The organism is Candidatus Glassbacteria bacterium (assembly GCA_019456185.1).
Classification (GTDB): domain Bacteria; phylum Gemmatimonadota; class Glassbacteria; order GWA2-58-10; family GWA2-58-10; genus JAJRTS01.
The window spans coordinates 13,609-30,623 of the sequence record VRUH01000003.1 but is presented as its reverse complement, the minus strand read 5'-3'; the positions used below and the strand labels follow the sequence as shown (position 1 = coordinate 30,623).

At 52.6% G+C, this 17,015-nt stretch carries 22 protein-coding genes and 1 pseudogene; 21 read left to right on the top strand and 2 right to left on the bottom strand.

Translation table 11 applies throughout. The features are described 5' to 3' along the window. The first annotated feature begins 32 nt into the window (after window positions 1-32). The gene (locus FVQ81_02030; protein MBW7995352.1) at window positions 33-386 is read left to right on the top strand and encodes a hypothetical protein; all 354 of its coding nucleotides are present in this window, start codon (window positions 33-35) and stop codon (window positions 384-386) included. A gap of 258 nt (window positions 387-644) precedes the next feature. On the opposite strand, the gene FVQ81_02025 is transcribed toward FVQ81_02030, so the two are convergent. Beyond that, entirely contained in the window at window positions 645-1,034 is a 390-nt protein-coding gene (locus FVQ81_02025; protein ID MBW7995351.1) for a DNA-binding protein, read from the bottom strand. Beyond that, window positions 1,031-1,642, bottom strand: a complete 612-nt coding sequence (locus tag FVQ81_02020) for a hypothetical protein (protein MBW7995350.1) — start codon at window positions 1,640-1,642, stop codon at window positions 1,031-1,033. Before FVQ81_02020 ends, FVQ81_02025 begins: the two co-directional genes overlap by 4 nt. A gap of 160 nt (window positions 1,643-1,802) precedes the next feature. On the opposite strand from FVQ81_02020, the gene FVQ81_02015 reads away from it, so the two are divergent. The 20 genes and pseudogenes from FVQ81_02015 (at window position 1,803) to FVQ81_01920 (ending at window position 17,004) form a co-directional block, all read left to right on the top strand. Next, window positions 1,803-2,024 (top strand): hypothetical protein, encoded by a 222-nt coding sequence (locus FVQ81_02015; GenBank protein ID MBW7995349.1) that lies wholly within the window; start codon window positions 1,803-1,805, stop codon window positions 2,022-2,024. A 278-nt stretch (window positions 2,025-2,302) separates the two neighbouring features. Next, window positions 2,303-2,491: a hypothetical protein gene (locus FVQ81_02010; protein MBW7995348.1), complete on the top strand. Its 189-nt coding sequence runs from the start codon at window positions 2,303-2,305 to the stop codon at window positions 2,489-2,491. 110 nt (window positions 2,492-2,601) lie between these two features. Continuing rightward, window positions 2,602-2,979, top strand: a complete 378-nt coding sequence (locus tag FVQ81_02005) for a hypothetical protein (GenBank protein MBW7995347.1) — start codon at window positions 2,602-2,604, stop codon at window positions 2,977-2,979. Window positions 2,980-3,034: 55 nt separating this feature from the next. Continuing rightward, entirely contained in the window at window positions 3,035-4,333 is a 1,299-nt protein-coding gene (locus FVQ81_02000) for a hypothetical protein (protein MBW7995346.1), read from the top strand. After that, window positions 4,334-4,777: pseudogene (locus FVQ81_01995) on the top strand (hypothetical protein). Window positions 4,778-4,964: 187 nt separating this feature from the next. Continuing rightward, on the top strand, window positions 4,965-7,085 hold the full coding sequence (locus FVQ81_01990) for an AAA family ATPase (GenBank protein MBW7995345.1): 2,121 nt from the start codon (window positions 4,965-4,967) through the stop codon (window positions 7,083-7,085). Between the two features lie 53 nt (window positions 7,086-7,138). Next, window positions 7,139-7,330 (top strand): hypothetical protein, encoded by a 192-nt coding sequence (locus FVQ81_01985; protein ID MBW7995344.1) that lies wholly within the window; start codon window positions 7,139-7,141, stop codon window positions 7,328-7,330. Next, on the top strand, window positions 7,327-7,647 hold the full coding sequence (locus tag FVQ81_01980) for a hypothetical protein (GenBank protein MBW7995343.1): 321 nt from the start codon (window positions 7,327-7,329) through the stop codon (window positions 7,645-7,647). The genes FVQ81_01985 and FVQ81_01980 overlap by 4 nt, the downstream gene beginning before the upstream one ends. 18 nt (window positions 7,648-7,665) lie before the next feature. Further along, window positions 7,666-8,028 (top strand): hypothetical protein, encoded by a 363-nt coding sequence (locus tag FVQ81_01975; GenBank protein ID MBW7995342.1) that lies wholly within the window; start codon window positions 7,666-7,668, stop codon window positions 8,026-8,028. Further along, entirely contained in the window at window positions 8,025-8,762 is a 738-nt protein-coding gene (locus FVQ81_01970) for a DUF5131 family protein (GenBank protein ID MBW7995341.1), read from the top strand. The genes FVQ81_01975 and FVQ81_01970 overlap by 4 nt, the downstream gene beginning before the upstream one ends. A gap of 698 nt (window positions 8,763-9,460) precedes the next feature. Further along, window positions 9,461-10,027: a hypothetical protein gene (locus tag FVQ81_01965; GenBank protein MBW7995340.1), complete on the top strand. Its 567-nt coding sequence runs from the start codon at window positions 9,461-9,463 to the stop codon at window positions 10,025-10,027. Next, complete coding sequence (locus FVQ81_01960) at window positions 10,020-10,271, top strand: hypothetical protein (GenBank protein MBW7995339.1); 252 nt, start codon at window positions 10,020-10,022, stop codon at window positions 10,269-10,271. Before FVQ81_01965 ends, FVQ81_01960 begins: the two co-directional genes overlap by 8 nt. An 8-nt stretch (window positions 10,272-10,279) precedes the next feature. Further along, window positions 10,280-10,894 (top strand): hypothetical protein, encoded by a 615-nt coding sequence (locus tag FVQ81_01955; protein MBW7995338.1) that lies wholly within the window; start codon window positions 10,280-10,282, stop codon window positions 10,892-10,894. Window positions 10,895-11,104: 210 nt separating this feature from the next. Beyond that, complete coding sequence (locus FVQ81_01950) at window positions 11,105-12,901, top strand: ATP-dependent helicase (GenBank protein ID MBW7995337.1); 1,797 nt, start codon at window positions 11,105-11,107, stop codon at window positions 12,899-12,901. After that, entirely contained in the window at window positions 12,894-13,469 is a 576-nt protein-coding gene (locus FVQ81_01945; GenBank protein MBW7995336.1) for a 3'-5' exonuclease, read from the top strand. The genes FVQ81_01950 and FVQ81_01945 overlap by 8 nt, the downstream gene beginning before the upstream one ends. 646 nt (window positions 13,470-14,115) lie before the next feature. Then, the gene (locus FVQ81_01940) at window positions 14,116-15,087 is read left to right on the top strand and encodes an HNH endonuclease (GenBank protein ID MBW7995335.1); all 972 of its coding nucleotides are present in this window, start codon (window positions 14,116-14,118) and stop codon (window positions 15,085-15,087) included. Further along, window positions 15,080-15,445, top strand: a complete 366-nt coding sequence (locus FVQ81_01935) for a hypothetical protein (GenBank protein MBW7995334.1) — start codon at window positions 15,080-15,082, stop codon at window positions 15,443-15,445. Before FVQ81_01940 ends, FVQ81_01935 begins: the two co-directional genes overlap by 8 nt. Further along, the gene (locus tag FVQ81_01930) at window positions 15,429-15,965 is read left to right on the top strand and encodes a crossover junction endodeoxyribonuclease RuvC (protein MBW7995333.1); all 537 of its coding nucleotides are present in this window, start codon (window positions 15,429-15,431) and stop codon (window positions 15,963-15,965) included. Before FVQ81_01935 ends, FVQ81_01930 begins: the two co-directional genes overlap by 17 nt. Beyond that, entirely contained in the window at window positions 15,962-16,651 is a 690-nt protein-coding gene (locus FVQ81_01925) for a helix-turn-helix transcriptional regulator (protein ID MBW7995332.1), read from the top strand. Before FVQ81_01930 ends, FVQ81_01925 begins: the two co-directional genes overlap by 4 nt. Before the next feature lie 8 nt (window positions 16,652-16,659). Then, window positions 16,660-17,004, top strand: coding sequence for a hypothetical protein (locus FVQ81_01920; GenBank protein MBW7995331.1), 345 nt, complete (start codon window positions 16,660-16,662; stop codon window positions 17,002-17,004). The last annotated feature ends 11 nt before the right edge of the window (window positions 17,005-17,015 follow it).

Below are 17,015 nucleotides of genomic sequence, written 5' to 3'. Positions count from 1 at the left end.
CGGGGATAGCTTAATCAAGTAAGAGGGAGAAAATGCGCGGTCTGTTTATTATGCTCTTCACGGCCCTCCTGGGTTGCGCTGGGCGTCTTCAGGGGCCGATCCGGGTTATTCTACCGCCGCCAGAGGTAGAGGTCAGGACCGATACCGTCTGGATCATGCCGCACAAGGCGGCGGTGTTCGTAGACGGGATGCGGAAATCGAACCCGAACTGGAACAGGCAGGTTGTCGGATTTCATATTGCCGCTGAGGATACGGTAGATATACTGTTTGATTCGCAGCACAGCGGTAAATATGTGCTGCGGTTTGTCTACAATACCCATTGGAACCAGTGGCATTTGATGGAGAACCATTGGGACCAGAGGCATTTTATGGAGAAACCGCCTTAACGAGCTCATATAAAGCCCTGTAAGCAACGATCGCCCCTGGAGGTATCAAGCCATTCCTCCAGGGGTGTTCTCTTTGTAGGCCTGTGGCGGGCGTAGCGAGGGGGTATAAATCTACGATAGTCTATATTGATATTCGGGGATCAGTTATGTTTACTGGCAAGATGAATATGAAGGGCTCTTAGAACATCACTCTGCCGGCGGCCGCGGTAGAACAATGTTGCCTACGGGATGCCAGCCGGAGGGGTGTCTACCTGGACACTATTTCTCCACTCCCTCTTTTTCCTTGATATTAATCTGCTTGGGGTCAGTGACGACTATCTGTGGTTTGCCTCTATATTCTGATATCTTGCCGGTGACACGGACTTTCTTTTTCAGAAAATGTTTCTCTGGCGGCTCATCGAATTTAGACCTGTTCGATCCCCAAATTACGACCGTGAAAATTTGATTCGGATATGGTTTGTCGAGATTCAAAAAGGTGGGCTTTCCGCGGCTGCCAGCGGCATATTTCGCGCTGACGACCTGGCCGATTACGGTCTTCGTTTCTCCAATGTAGTTCTTAGCCTGATCTGCGGTAATGGCATCATTACCACCTGCGGCGGAACATAAGCAGAGTACCGATAGCAGTAAGAAGAGCAGAAAGCTTCTCATCTTTTCTCCTGATTAAGTTCCTCGATCAGATCCTTCAGCATTCCAGATATATCATCGATCCAGCCGCCGCCGTAGAAGCCGGAAACTTTCTCACAGAACTCTTCCAGGGCATGGTCCGGGACACCGTCGGGGAAAGCCGCCTGCGCTTTCTCGGTACGGGCCCAGCGCAGCAGCAGGCCAGCATTGCGGTCGTACTGCATGATCCGTTGTTCGGACAGATGATCCGGCGGGTCGGGGATTGTCAGATGGAGCTCGGTAGCTTCGTAGCGCGGCCCGTCCTGATGGCCCGATTGCAGCTCAACCAGCCTGCCGGTATTTTCTCCGATTGTTCTGAGCAGCGGCAGGATTTCGTTGAGCAGGACGACGGGTGCATTCTGCGATAACAGCTCGTTCAACAACTGCCCCGGCTGCCGCTTTTCCTCCAAATACTTCTCCCCTTCGCCGGTTATAAGCCAATTTAGACTAATGCGCTCGATAGACTTTTGAACCTTCATTTTGGTTCTTAATTCGACATTGCTACCTTGCAGAAGCTTAGAAATAGTGCTTTGGTGGACGATGGCCTTTTCAGATAAAGCCTTTAAATGTGGCAAGTTAAGTTCTTCAAGCACCGATTCTATCCGCTTGACTACTTCAGGCGGAAAATTTCTTTGTAAAGTTCTTGACATGTGCGCTCGATCACCTTATAATGGACTTGCATAGAGCTAAACATCTTTAGGCTACGTTTCCAAACTCGAGAGGTGAAATAAATCTGACCAGTTAGGTACGAAGATGAGTAAAGACAACAAAAATAAAGTCGACGATCTCACGGCATTGCGCCTGATGGAGCTGGCCGTGGGGTTTTGCAAAAACGCCGGCGAGCAAAACCTGGATGATCTGATCGCCACGTACAAGAAAATGGTCGAAGCGTTCTGCGAAAAATCAGTCGGGGTATTTGAAAACCCCGACAGCGGCCGGGCTATTCTCCGCCGACCAGATTCCGAAGGCCATTAAGCTTCGAACTGATTTCATTCAGCAGCCGTGAATGCTCTGCCAGGGCTTGTTCTTGTTGTTTGGCCAAGTAGCCACCGCTGTAAAATTCCAGCGTTCCGACAACGGAGTGGCAAGAGCAACACTGGACGAACAGGACGGAATAGGTCGAGTTCTTGGGTTTCTGCTCGACGATCTCGAAAGAACCGCCTTTGCAAACAGGGCAAATAGAAACAGGCACTTAGAAGTCCTTAAATGGGTGAAAACAGAATGAAGCAACAACCAATCACAAGGATCAAAAAATGCCAGCACAAGCTGACAGAGTGAGCACCGAAGCCAGCAGTTTCACGTTCTACCTGTTCGAAAAGCACAAGGCGGCACTGAAGCAGCTCGCCAAAGAACGAGAAGTCGCCGGGCGACAGCCTTCCGTTTCCCAACTCATCAGCGAAGCCCTGGACGGTTTTCTTCGTGAGTTGGGGAAGATAGACTAACGACAACCAAGGCAACCGGGGCCGCCCTGTCAGCTAATTATAAGCACGTATGCTCGGTTTTGGCAAGCACTATTTGCTTGATTATCCTGTTTTATTGGGGAGAGAGAACGATGCCTACCTACCTGAAAACCGCCTCCGAAACGGACACCTGCCCGCGGTGCGGACTGGAAATGCCCGCCGATTTCGCCGAGAAACACCACGATCTTAAATGCTGCCGCGACAGGGCCGATCTGCAACCGCTGTATGCCGAAGCGATAATCATTTTCCGCGGCGAAGGCGAAGAGGACAACGCTTTCGACTGGCAGTATCTAACGGAAAGCATCAATGAGCTGATCGGGCTGCACGGCTTCCGGATCCCGGGCGAGCTGGTGGACGTCCAGGTGGAAGCGATTACTCCGGAGGATGAGCGATTCGGCGAGTGCGAGAAATTGAACAAGCAGAAACAGCGAGAAACAAAAGAGGTTCCGGCCAGTTCCCCGCAGGAATGACGGCCAGGACCTTTTTCTTTTTCAACAATTTCCAATCTAGAGGGGAGAGCCAGCCATGTCAAATCAAACTGAACAGAAACCACCGGGTACCGGGGAGAAGAAGAAGCCGCCGGAAACCGCCGCACTCGGCGACGGCAGGGTTTTCGTCGGCCGCGACAGCCAGGGAGCGGTCCAGACGGTACGGGCCGAAATGGTTCTGAAAGAGGGTATCCACTACAACAAGATTTCCGGGAAGGCCGCAATCAACAGCGGTGGATACAATAGACTCAACCAGGTCGCCAATATCAATCTGATCAAGCCGAATAGTACGATAGTTGACGGGAACCTGAAACCGAACCCCCATGTAGAGATCGACCAGAAGACCAAATGTATATCTATGGTCTGGACCCGCACGGTGGGGATCGGCTTTTCTCCCGTTGGCAACCTGGTCCTCGTGGACAAGTCGGTTGTGTTCAACGTCCGAACCTATTTCCTACAGGATTTACAGGCGAAAATCAAGCGGTTCCCCACCGCTGGAGTAATGGGCAGGCTCGATAAACCGCCTACATCGTGGAAAGGCATTGAAGAGAAGTGGGCGAAAACCGATAGCGGTAAAAGCTACAAGGAGAAGAAAGAGATCGAGGTAAAGCCGGGAGCGGATTCTGACCTGTTCTTCGTCCCGGTGGATTACTTCGGGGATACCGCCCTGGGGCTGTGGGTTGATCTTACCCATCCGGAAATACAAGCCGCCTACAACGAACACCAGCAGCGACAGAAATTCGCGGACAGGATCGCGGATACCATCTGCGGCCGGAACGTCCTGAAAGCTCACCCCGCGATCGGCCAGGGAGATATTACTGATCGTATTGTAAAGGACGCGGCAGGCAAAGACACCGGGACGGCCAGGGTTATCGTGTACGGCTTCAAACACGCCCTTGATCTTACCGATATGAAGAAACTCTCAACGTCAGCCGAGCATGGCGACCTGGATGCGGCGAAGGAAGTTATCGAGGATGCCAATGTCGAGATTATTACCGATGAGGAACCGAACGAGCCAGGGCTGGATGAAGTTGACCAGGGGAAAGCGGAGCAGGTCGAGGATGAAGAGGCCGAAGAGAAACCGGACGACAAGAAGAAAGGGCCAGATCCCGAACCGGAGCCGGAAAAACCTCCCGCAGGCGAGAAGGCGGACCCAAGCGCAAAGCCTGAATTCAAGGGCAAGATTGCGACACTGGCGCTGCGCGGCACGGTCCACCCTCAGCAAATCGTAGATACCGCAGAGGCCCTGGGTTTCCGAGCCAATTTGTATACGGAATTGAGCGAAAGTCAGGCTGAAGAGGTCTACCGGATGTTGCAAAAAACGGGGGACGTATAGTTGGGCGAACTGATTGACATAACCGGAAAACGATTCGGCTCCTGGACCGTAATCGAGAGAGCAGAAAATGATCGAGCGGGTAAGGCGAAGTGGCTGTGCCGGTGTATTTGTGGTACGGAAAAAGCAATTGAGGGCCAACGGCTTAGAAGCGGCTCTGCCCGTCGATGTAAAAGCTGCTCGAATCGAGGCAACCGCCACGGGGAAACGCATGGTGAGTCGGGTGCAAAGCTTTATAGCGTGTGGAAGAATATGCGACACCGTTGCAGCCTAAAGAACAACAGCGCTTACAAAAACTACGGCGGCCGGGGGATCCGGGTCTGCGCCGAATGGGACGAGAATTTTGAGGCTTTTCGAGATTGGGCGTTGGCGAATGGCCACAAGGAGAACCTGGAAATAGACCGGATCGACAACGACGGAAACTACGAACCCGGCAACTGCCGGTGGGCGACGAGGCGAACTCAGTGCAGGAACCACCGGCGGAACGTACAGATCACCATAAAAGGAAAAACACGCTGTCTTACTGAATGGGCCAAGCTTTACAATCTCAATGCCGTAACAGTCAATTCTCGTTACCGCAAGGGCACCCGAGGGGCCGCCCTACTCAAACCGGCAAGAAGAAGGAGAACAAGCAATGATTGAAAAAATTCGAATGATCAACTTCAAATCGGCGCGTGATCTCGAAATCGAGATAGCCGAAGTCGTTTTGCTGTGCGGCCCTAACGGGTCGGGAAAGACCCAAACTATTCAGGCCACCAAGCTTGCGATCACCGGGGCCCTGCCGGAAGCCTCGGTCAGCGGAACGGCGGATGTGTTCAAACTCGCCAACAGCACACCGGACACCAACTACATGGGGGTTGAAATATCCGTAGCGGACTCGAGAACTTTTCGCCGGTCCTGGGATAGAACCCTAAAGCGAGATCCCGCCAGTGGGGAAACCAAAGAAAAGATTACTCAGGAAATAGACCTCTCACCCGAGCCGGCTGATTGCGGCACGAAGTTATCCTCGAAGGAAGGGGTAATCCGGCAATGGGCCGGCCTTGATCCTGTAGTGGTGGACGTGCGGGCTTTCTTGGCTATGAGCGGAGATAAGCGCAGGGATTTCTTTTACCGCCTGGGTGAGTCTTCCGAGGTAACGGGTGCTCGGATTAAAAAACTCTTGAAGGAATGCGCTCGAGGGGAAGCAAAGTTGGCCGGCGTTGTTTTGCACGAGATCTCCGTTGAACTGGTGGATCTGCATGGCGGTGATCTCGATTATGCCCTCAAGTGGCTTGCGGAGGAAAAGAGTACCGCCACCAGGGAAATCCAGAACGCCAGGGGCGCGGCGGTGAAGATGGCCGAAGCACAATCCGAGCGGAAAACTGTAGCTGGCGATCTTCGGGGGCTGAAAACTGAACTGGACCAGGCTCGAAAGGACAAGGAAATGGTTGTGTCCGAACTTGCCAAGAACGCCCCCCTGTTCGCGGCGTTGGAGTCCAGACAGGGGCGGACTGATTCACTGTCCGCCCGTATTGTTAGGCTGAAAGAGGGTGGCGCCGACATAGGTGCGATCAAGAAAACGATCGTGGATCGCAATGAGCGGGAACCGAAGCAGAGAGAGGAAAACGCCACCGCTCAGGCAAAACTGGAGAAAGCCCACCAGGAAGCGGGTGGTTTGTATGAAACGGCGAAAGCGGAAGCGGCTACCGCCTTGAGGGTGGCCCAAGGACTACGCTCCCAAAAGAACGCCTTTGAAGAATTAGGGGATATTCGGGACCAGCTCTGCGAGAAGTGTAGTCCCCTGTTTCCATCATCACCCGATATGGACAAAAAGATTGTTGAGAAAGATGGCAACTCGAAGACGGCGAATGAGGCCGAGGGCAAGGCTTACCAGAAAACCCTCATTACCAATAGCGCCCTTAACGAGGCGATCACTGCGGGTAAATTGTCCGAGGGCGACCTCCGCAACGAGATTCTTGCTCTGGAAACAAAACGGGACACCGAAGAGGCCGCAGCGTCCACCAGAGGGGCGGAATTAGAGGAAGCGGAGAATGAGTTGAAAGACGTTCTCGCTAAAAAAGTGGAGAACCCGGTTGCGACCGATGGAATGGAACAGCAACTCGCCGGCCTGAAAACGAGGATCGAGACTCTTGAGGCTCAGCTCGATGCGAAGCAGGAAGAGGAAAACGAGCTGAATATCCAGTTGCGCTCAGTCGGTGATGCTGACGCCGCGCAAACGCGCCTGTATTGCATAAAGCAGATGATCAAGGTCTTGGGGCCGAGTGGATTAAAGGGCGATCTGGTGAAAGAAAAGCTTAATCCTATCAAGCTCGAGGTAAACGAGAGTCTCAGGCTTTTCGGCATCGAGGGCGTAGAGTTCAGCTTCCGGACCGTTGACGGCCGGGGTACTGAGATCTTCGATTTCGGTTGGAAAAACGGCGGTAACTATATCGCTTTCGATAGCCTTTCCACCGGCCAGGGTTGTATCCTGCTGGCCTGCCTGGTGGCGGTGATCTGTAAGCACAGCCAAAGCCCGTTAAAGCTTCTTGCCCTGGACAACCTCGAAGTGATCTCCGCGGATTACGAGGAAAAGTTCTTGCGCGGTCTGCCGAAAGTAGCTGAATACTGCGGCCTTGATAACGTGATCGCGGCATCGAGCAAGACTCTTCCTGAATCGATCGTTGGGACGTGGCCAGATGGCAGTCGGATTCCTGCCGATGTTTGCCAGACGGCGATCGAGGGCATGGAAATTATCGAGTTCCCATTGATCGGTTAGGTTAGCCAATGATATTCGTTCACGAGTTCCCCGGCTGGCAGGATATTAAAGAAATGTTGGACTGGCCGAGAGAGGAAGTCGAGGCCGTGAAGGGTGTTTATACCTGCCCGTTCTGCTCGAGGAAAGTTGCCGCGGTAAACGATACGACAGCGATTATGGTCTGCGCCGTGATCGGTGTGCATGTCCAGTACGATATAAGGGGACGGATGTTAAACGGAAATCCGGCGGCAAAGGGGTTTGCATGAAAGCAATAATCTGTCTCGGGAAAACGGGCCGCTGGTGTCTCTTGGGGTGGGATAAGGATGCTTCGCCCGGTGATGTTGTCACCCTCAAGCAGCACGAGTCCATGAACCGCACGATAGACCACATGGCGCCAGGGGTGTATCAGGTGGAGTTCCTACCTTCCAAAAGGACAGATGATCCGCGAGCACCAAGCGCCTTCCACCACAGCATGGAGCCGGTTATCGACCTGTGCGCGGAAGAACTGCACGAATTTTATGCCTTTGATTATATCGCCTTCCCGGAGGACGACGATGCCCAAAGAACCATTGCTCCCCGCTGATCTGGCCGGGGTCGTGAAATGAACGAGAAAGAGAAGCTATACACCATACATGAAGCCACCACCCTATTTAATCTCGGTCCCCAGCAACTACGCTTTTGGATATCGGCGGGCTATATCAAAGTGGCTTTCCCAAACGATGGGAGAAGGGGGAAAAAGCCATACCGGCTCACGGTTCACGATATGCAAAAGATATACCTCTTCGCCGAGCTGACCGAGCAAGCGGGCCTCTCAAGGGATATTGCCGGTTTATTGGTAGAATCTGCCGGGGAATCTGTCCATCAAAAGAGCATTAGGCAATGCTGCTTCAGTAAAGACGGCAAGAGGCGTTTATTAGAGATTAGAGCTTACCTGCCAACGCCCGAAGAGATCGGGTTAAAATGAGAAAACGTAAACACAACGCAATCGGCTGGTGTCACGAAACGAGAAATCCGATTACGGGTTGTGACAAATGGTGCTCTTACTGCTATGTGGCGAGGGACGATCAGCCGAAGATGAAGTTTTTCTGGCCGAAAGGCTACAAGCCTACCGAGGCTGAAAAAGAGGCCCGCCGGCAGGAAATAATGAAGCCGACTTTTCATCCTGACCAGCTGGCAAAAATGAAGAAAGAGCTGGCAACAACAGAACCCTCCAGGGTATTTGTCGGCTCCTGCGCGGATATGTTCGGCAACTGGATCAAGCCGGGGGCTGACGTTTCGCCCGTTCATGTGCTCCAGGTGCTTGAGGTCTGCGCTGGCTTGCCACAGCATCGGTTCCTGTTCCTGACCAAGAACCCGGTCGGCTACGCACAGTACGAGTTTCCCGAAAACTGCTGGTGCGGAACGAGTGTAACGGGAGAAAGAAAAACGAATGACCGCATTAAGGTATTGATGGATTCTGTTCCAGAGCGGCGATTTGTGTCAATTGAGCCCTTTGTCGGTGGCGTTCTACCGGTCGATGCTTTTCATGCTGACTGGATTATTGTGGGCGGGCTGACCGGCAAAAATCCTCAGAAGCCCAACGATTCGCTAATGTGGGCGGTTGTGGAATTGTCTAAAGAGTGGGGAAAGCCTGTTTTCATCAAGGACAACGCCGGGAACGGCCCACAGCAGCTCCCCGAAGGATTGGGGGTAGACTGATGGACCTTACCAATGAAAATGCGTACTGGTTTTTTCTTGTGATTGTTTTATGGATAATAATTTTTTGGTCGGATACCCAGAAACCGTGAAGGAGCTCCCGCGGGAGCTCCAAGTGGAGGGGAAATAATGTCCGGGAAGCTTAGGATTCAGATGATCGGACGAACTTTCGGCAGATGGACCGTACTTGAACGGGCTGAGAACAGTAAGACCGGTGTGGCCCGATGGTTATGTCGCTGTGATTGCGGGTACACCGGGGAAGTATTTGGCACCAACTTACGGCGCGGGCAAAGCGTCCAGTGTAACGAATGCCGAATTGCCGAGGGCCCGTGTGCCACGACCCACGGCCTGTCAGGAACCCCCATATATTCTACTTATCATCAGGCGGTGAGGAATGGGGCAACGGCGTGGAAAAGCTTTGGGGCGTTCAGGGACTGGTCTTTTGCCAATGGATATGAACAGGGAAGGCGCCTCAACCGCAAGGACAGAACGAAGCCGCATTGCCCGGAGAATAGCTATTGGAGTACCGAGCAGCAAGGCAAACCAGGCAGGCCCATCACGATAGGAAAGAGAACCAAGAATATGGCAGAGTGGGCGCGGATTGCTGGCATTTCCCGCGAAGCCCTACGGTTACGCTACAGCGGGGGGGAGCGGGGCTATATCCTTCTCCGTCCGCCGACTCCAGGGATAGGGGCGGGTGAATGATGATAATCGAAGCCACAGGCCAGGTGCTTGTCAACCTGGAGGCGCGAGAGTGGTGCAAGCTCCCTTATCCCGGTCATCCGAAAGGTTGCCCGAATTATGGAAAGAAAGCGATATGCCCACCGGCCGTTGCGACCATAGATCGGGTGTTTGATCTGGAAAGGCCGTGCTGGTTTGTTGTTGAGAAATTTGACTTAGGTGCACATGCCAAAAGGATGAAAGAGAAACATCCGAAATGGTCAGACAGGCAATGCCGCTGTGTTTTGTATTGGCAAGCGGGCGTGAAAAGCAGATTGAAAGAAAAGACGAAACTGATATTGTATAATAAGCTTGGAACCATAGCAACAGATTGCCCGGAGGCAATGGGTGTAAATGTGACCACAACGCTTCGGCGCTTGGGTTTGCCAATCAAGAATAAGCCCGATGGGACAGTCTATAAAGTGGCATTGGTGGGATACCCGGCCGCCCTGCTGGACGGGAAGAGCGGCGAAGTGCCGAAGCCGGTACGCGATGGGAAGCTCACGCAGGAGCAGTTCGATAAACTGCTGGCGGGGGAAAATGAGTAAAGTCGAGAAATTTAGACGTGATATTGAGGACAGGTATGCCCAGCACCCGACGGGGGGCGGCGGGAGTTTTGGAGAAATCATTTGCTTTGAACTTCACTCACAGCCGGTCAATCCGCGCATGACGTGCAGATCAAGCACTGGGTTTTCAACGGGGCTGACATTCAGAGAACTCGCAGAGAAGTGGGGCGTAAGTGTTTCTTTTCTGGGAGAGTTAATAGCGGATCACTGTGCCAAACTGGACTGAGGTGGGTTATGGCTGAACAACTGTGCGAGGTACACGATACGCCCCTGTTTTGTGAAGTGTTTCCAAGTATGGGCGATCCCACGGCAAAGGAAGAAACACAGGAGAAGTGGTTCTGTCCTCACTGTCGCATCGTGAAGCTTGAGGCAAGAATCGAGGAACTTTCAGGGCTGAAGTTTTCTGATCGGAATTACGGGGCCATGAAAAGCCGGGTGGAGGCCGCTGAGAAGGAGCGGGATGAGTGGAAAAAGAAGTTTGAGCAAGGTTACAATCTCGTAGATTCGGCCATTCTCGATCGAATAGAAGAGGTCAAATCCGAGCGCGACCTACTCCGTGCCCTGTTGCGGGAGATAGAGGGCATGGCCCTTGACGCATTCGAGGCCCCGATGAAAACTGCGAAGGAGCTTGCAACAATCATAAACGAGGTCCGGTTAGCCGCGAAAGGAGCCGCCCTGCTGGACGGGCAGAAGGTCGTACCGAGTGAGGAAAGCCTTTTGGACGCCCTGGGAAAAACTACCAATCTACTCTGCCAGCTCAAGGGAGCGTTGGATAATTACCTCCGCCCGGAGGCACGTTTTCCAGAATACCAGGCGCGAGTAGCAAAGAACCGCGAACTTTTGAAATAGAGGTAGAGCGGGGCGGGCAGCCCAATCTCTCCGGGCGGCAGACAGGACTGCCAGTCCGCCCCGCTCCCTCGTTAATTCAAGGAGATTCAATCCATTGCCAACCTGCATGATCTACTGTAACAACGGACCGAGAATTAGCCTGGAAGAGCGCCGCCGGCGTGAAATGAAGTGGCGTAGAACCCTCCGCCGCCGGGCCAGAAGGACGAAGCGATGAACCTTAATAAGGAACAGTTAGCGGCTGTTAATTCCGATTCTGACAGGATTCTAACCGTGGCCGGCGCCGGGACCGGGAAGACGCACGTTCTGACAAACCGGATACAGCGGCTTGTAGAGAGCGGCGAATCCCCGAACACCATGCTTGCCCTGACGTTTACCCGAAAGGCCGCGGGGGAAATGCGAGATCGCCTCGGCAAGATGCTTACTCCGGCCAAAGCTGGCAAGATGCGGATCGGGACGTTTCACGCGATCGCCCTGCAGGTCGTCAAGGATTGGGGGGACCGGCTCGGTTACAAGCCAAACCTCTCCATCTACGACCAGGTGGACCAACGGGACGTTATAGAATCGATAATAAAAGATTTCGGGGAGAAGGTGTCCGTTGGCCTTGTTCTGGAAGTTATGCAGCATGAGGCCGAGAGGAAAACCCCGGCCCATCCCAAGCGATTAGAAGTTCTGCACATTCTTCACCAGTACAAAAATATCCTTCGCAGGTATAACGCCCTGGACTATCAAGGGCTGCTGGATACCGCCCTTAAATTGATGATCGAATTTCCCGAAGTGATCCTACATTATCGCCGGCTCTGGCGGCTGGTGTTTGTCGATGAATACCAGGATACGGATATTGTTCAGTGGGATTTCCTGCAAATACTGAGTCCAGATAAGCTCTTTGTTGTCGGAGATTACCGGCAATCGATCTATGGATGGCGCGGGGCACGTCCGGACCTGTTGATGAAGTATGCCGATATTGCTACCCGGTTCGACCTGGTGAAGAACTACCGGAGCCTGCCGGGGATAGTCTACTTCGCCAACAATATTGTCTCGTCTGCTCTTTACGGTGAGCCCCTTATCCCCACCCGGAAGAGTCCCCGAAAGGTCCATGTCCACACCGGGGCGTTTGCCGACCTGCTCCATGAAGGAATCTATATCGTTGAAACGATCAAGGAGCTTGTAGACCACCACGACTACAGATATGCGGATATAGCTGTAATGGCAAGGAAGAACGGCCAGCTTAAAAACTTTGCACAGTGGTTAAAGGATAGCCGGTACGATGAGGATGTTCCTTTCGTCAGGATCGGCTCGAAGCTGGACTTCTGGAAAAGCGAACCGGTCCGGGTGTGCGCCCTGGCCCTCCGCCTGATCAATAATCCCTTCGATAACCGCACTCTCTATTCGATACTCCGGACCCTGAATATCGAGGTTCCTGACCTCAAGCGGCTGGAATGGATGGCAAATAAGGCCGGTCAGCCGATGTTTACCTTCTTACCAGAAGACAATCCTGTTCGGCGTGGCTGTGCTTATGCTTGTAATAGCAAAGTTGGCGATTATCCGGCTTCGGTTGTTTTCAAAATCTTTACACGCCATTGCGATATAAAAGGCCACTACTCCGAGAGTAAGCGAACAACAAAGGCTGGCCTGGTTGCCAAGTTTGCAGAGATTCTTGATTACAGCCTTATCCCCTGGACGCTGCAATCTTTCCTCGAGTGGCATGCTTTCCGGGAGATCGAGGATGAACTATCGGAAGAGGAAACCGGCGATACTGTCCGGTTAATGACGGTTCACGCGGCCAAAGGCCTCGAATTTCCTGTGGTGATCGTCATGGGCTGCACTGACGAAGACTTTCCCGCAATGAAGGGTGACGAACAAGAGGAACGGCGGCTCTTCTATGTAGCCGCTACGAGGCCGCGAGAAGGGCTGTATGTCACCTGTCCGCTGATGAATGAATGGGGTGGGCTAAACCGGCCATCGAGATTTATGACCACAAGCAAGAAAGGACCGAAGAGAAATGTCTAAATTAAAGCGGCTTTTCTGCGACTGCGAAACATCGGGGCTGGACAATAAAAAACACGCCGTTTTGCAGATAGCAGGCATCGTGGAAATAAACGGCAAGGTTGAAGAGGAATTCAATCTACGAGCCGCGCCTATCGACGGAGATTCTTGTTCAGCCCAAGCGCTCGAAGTGAACGGCTTGACAATGGAGCAGATTCAGGCTTTCCCGCCAGCAGAAGGGGCCTATGCTACCTTTTGTTCCATCCTGGAGAAATATGTAAACAAATTCGACCGTAGCGACAAACTGAGTTTTTTGGCCTACAATGCCAGCTTCGATGCCGACTTTATCCGCCAGTGGTTCAAAAAATTGAATGACAACTATTTCGGCTCATGGTTCTTTAATCCGCCGATTGATGTAATGGTGCTGGCCGCCCACCACTTGGAGCCTGAACGCCACAAGATGCCGAATTTCAAGCTGGCGACGGTGGCTGAATACCTGGGGATCGAATTTTCGGAAGGCGATTTACACGATGCTTTGTTTGATGTAAAACTCTGCCGTGAAATTTATTTACGGCTTTCTTCAAAGCCCTGAAAGGACCGAAGAGAAATGCCGGACGGATCGGATAAAAAAAGCTACCGCCTGGCCGAAAAGGGGGAATTCACCTGTGCCAAGTGCAAATACATGAACATCAGGGAAGTGTCTGGCCGGCCAGAATGTACTTACGGCCCGGGGCCGTATTATTACGCGATCGGTCTTAAACGAACCTGTGAGTATGTAGATCCTAAATAGCGGGAGTTGCGTTACTCTTGGCGGGGAACCGCACTCCCGGAAGTCCAGACAAGCTCAACGAGGGAGGTCTATGAAATAATAACAGTCGCTTCAGATTCAGTCGAGGGTTAGCGCAAGGCCGGGGGGATGCACCTGGTCCCCCCGGTAATATAAAACGATAACCAGCGGAAAGTGATAAATGGGGAAGGCGCCAGCGTTCCAATTCTATCCAAACGATTGGACCAGGGACTTAGAAGAGCACCCCCTCGATGTAGGGGGGGCTTGGATAATGATTATTTGCAAATTGTGGTGGTCGCCGACCTGTGGAGAGCTTACGCGAACGCTCAAGCAATGGGGTAAGGTTTTGGGGGAAACCCCAGATAAAACGAGAGAGATATTGACATATATAAGGGACGAGGAAATCGGAGAGATAACGGGAGACCTGTCGGCTGATGGTAAAATAACAATAATGTCGCGCCGGATGTTTAGAGATTTTGCCGCCCAGATGGATAACCGGGAAAGACAGCGCCGATTCCGCGAAAAGGGCGGCGGGCGATCCGACAGATGGATAGCGACAAGGGCTGTAATATTGGAAAGAGATGAATATATGTGCGCTTATTGTGGTCGGCGGGCCGACACCGTTGACCATATCAAGCCGAAAGCGAAAGGTGGGGACGAGAATCATAATAATCTCGTCGCCTGTTGTAAGCGTTGCAATATGAAAAAGGGAGATCGGACGTTACAAAAAGCCGGGATGGTGTTCTGGAAAGGCTTTGATATATCTAAGGTTAAGAAATGTAACACCGATAGTAACACCGAAATAACACCCCCTTCTTCATCTTCTACTTCTTCTTCTACTTCAAAAACAAAAGAGGATACGTCCCCCGGGGACGTAGTTGACGATCTCGAACTCGATCTCGCCAACGCATCTGACGATCCTGTTTTTCTGAAAATTCCTTTAGCTGATAATACCGAGTTTGAAATACGGGAGAGCATGATCGATCGATACCGGAAATTATACCCGATCCTGGATGTGAGACAGTGCTTTCGTGAAATGGAACAGTATTTCAGGCATGACCGGCCAGAAAAACGATCAGTAATGGTTAGAACGTTCAAGGGCAGGATAACAACCTGGATGAAGCGATCGATCGAGAGAAGGCAAAACCTCTTGGCAACAGGAGTAAACACAGCAGTAAAGAAAAAGCCGAGAAAGCCAGGCAATTACCCGAGGAACGTTGACTGTAAGTTCTGCGGGACAGAATACATCATGCACAGCGACAATGAGGAATGCCCGAACCCTGACTGTGGAGAAAGGTATTATACCCGCCGCATAGAGGACGGGGAAATCAAAGAGAGGTATCCGGGGGATGCGCCAGCCGAAAAGGGAGTTCGTAAACTGGTAAACGATCTGGCCGAGAAGAAAGGGGTGGAGCGTGGATAAGCCCGTTCTGTTAAACCCCGATGATTGGAGCGGAGATCTGATGATGTTCATCTTCTCGGGAAAGATTAGAGAGTCAGCAATAAAAGACTTCATGGAAACCGAGGGGATTGCAATACCGGAGGGAATGAAGAGGAAGGCGCCGTCCTGGTACTTCGTAATTCTCGAGCGGGATCCGAAGACAGACAAGATAACAGGGTTCTTCCCCACCGATCCCGATGATCCCGCCGGCCAGTGGATCACTACGGCCCGGTTTCTTTCTATCGAAAGGAATGGGGAGCCGTCCGACTACGAGCGGAGAAAGCAGGCGCGGCTCGAGCGGGAAGACGCGGAGGGGGATAACGTTGAACTCCCCATCTGATTTCCTCGGTGATATCGTCCTGTCGATTGATCCCGGTGTTTCTATCGGGTGGGCCCGCATAGACGTTGTCACTGAAAGGCCGCTGGACTGTGGCGTAATCAATACAAAAAAAGCAGGATGGATCAAGGAGCTTATCGGGCCGATGAACTGCTCGGACTTTTTAATAATCGAGGATCAGTATTTGCACGTTGACACCAGAAAAGGAGGGAAGAAAAAACAGAACCCAAACACCGTGATCAAGCAGGCCGCAAAGCGGGGGGCGATTGAAATGCTTTGGGCGATCACCAAAAACCTCAACCTGGGGGGGCGGCGCGAGCTTGCGAACCCAAAACGGTGGCAGAGCAGCTTGGGGATACCCGTCACGGCAGGAAGAGAGGCGGTAAAAAGAGCATCACAGCGTCAGGCCTGCATCCTCACCAGAATGCAAGAACTACCGCAGGATGTGGCGGATGCTATATCTCAAGGCACTGCTATCATTCGTAGACTCAAAACGTCCAGGAGGGAAAGGAGAGGCTTGTGAGACAGAAGAATCCTAAACCGCCAAGACTCAATTACCAGGGTTATGTAACCGCTCTCCGGAAAAAGCGTAAGATCTCGCAAGCTGTTTTTGCGGAAAGATTGGGCGTGAGCCTCGGTGCCGTGGGAATATGGGAGTATGGTCGGGGAACCCCGAAGTATGATACTGCGATCAAGCTGATCGCCCTCGATCCGGAGCTGGCAAAGAAGTATGAGCTTCCCGAGAAAGAGGAAGACCAAAAAGAAAGCAAGACGCCGTGGGGAAGGCAAGAGCGGCACGACCGCATTGCGGCTGCGGAGAAGGGAGAAGAGCGGCCGGCCGCGGCGGTAGAGCCGGCGGTAAAGCCGGGGCCGAAACGCAGAGAGGTAATTGCCGAAGAACTGCTGCAGGAGCAGGAAGCCAAGCAGCCGGCCAGTTCCGAAACCTCTCCGAGTGGTATCCGCCAGCACCCCCAACCAGTAACCCGCAGGCCTGCGAAAAAAGAGACCTGCTGTGATGGAATGGAGGCCTTGAGAGAGGTTTTTCGGAGCTTAAAGGTTCCCCTGCAGATACTTGCCAACAGTGCTAAAAGCGCCGACTTGTGGGACAGCGAGATAAAAACCCTCTCACACGAAGTTACCGCACTGGATAAAAGATTAGAGCGGCTGGAGCATGGCCTCCGCGCTCTCCTGGCGCTGGAAGTGAAATAGGAGGGGTTATGGTAAGCGTACCGTATTTCTGTGGCGCCGGGCTGACCGAGTGGGAAAAATTGGCAAAGTCCAGGGGTAGGGTGCGCCAGCTCTGTAAGAAGGTCCGGCAGCTCGAGCAGAGAATAAAAGAGCTTTCGGGGCTGAAGTTCTCTGATCGGAATTACAATGCGATGAAAAGCCGGATGGAAACAGCGGAGCGGGAAGCCGCCGAAATGAAGGTCTATCTGGAAAAGATAGGCGGTAAATGCCAGAAGTTGCAAGGCCAGTTTTTGCCGATGAAACGAACTCTCGGACCTATCGATACCCTTGACCAGATAGAGCGCAGGCTCACCGAGGGGGATTCCAGTGGCTGAGCAGATGTAAA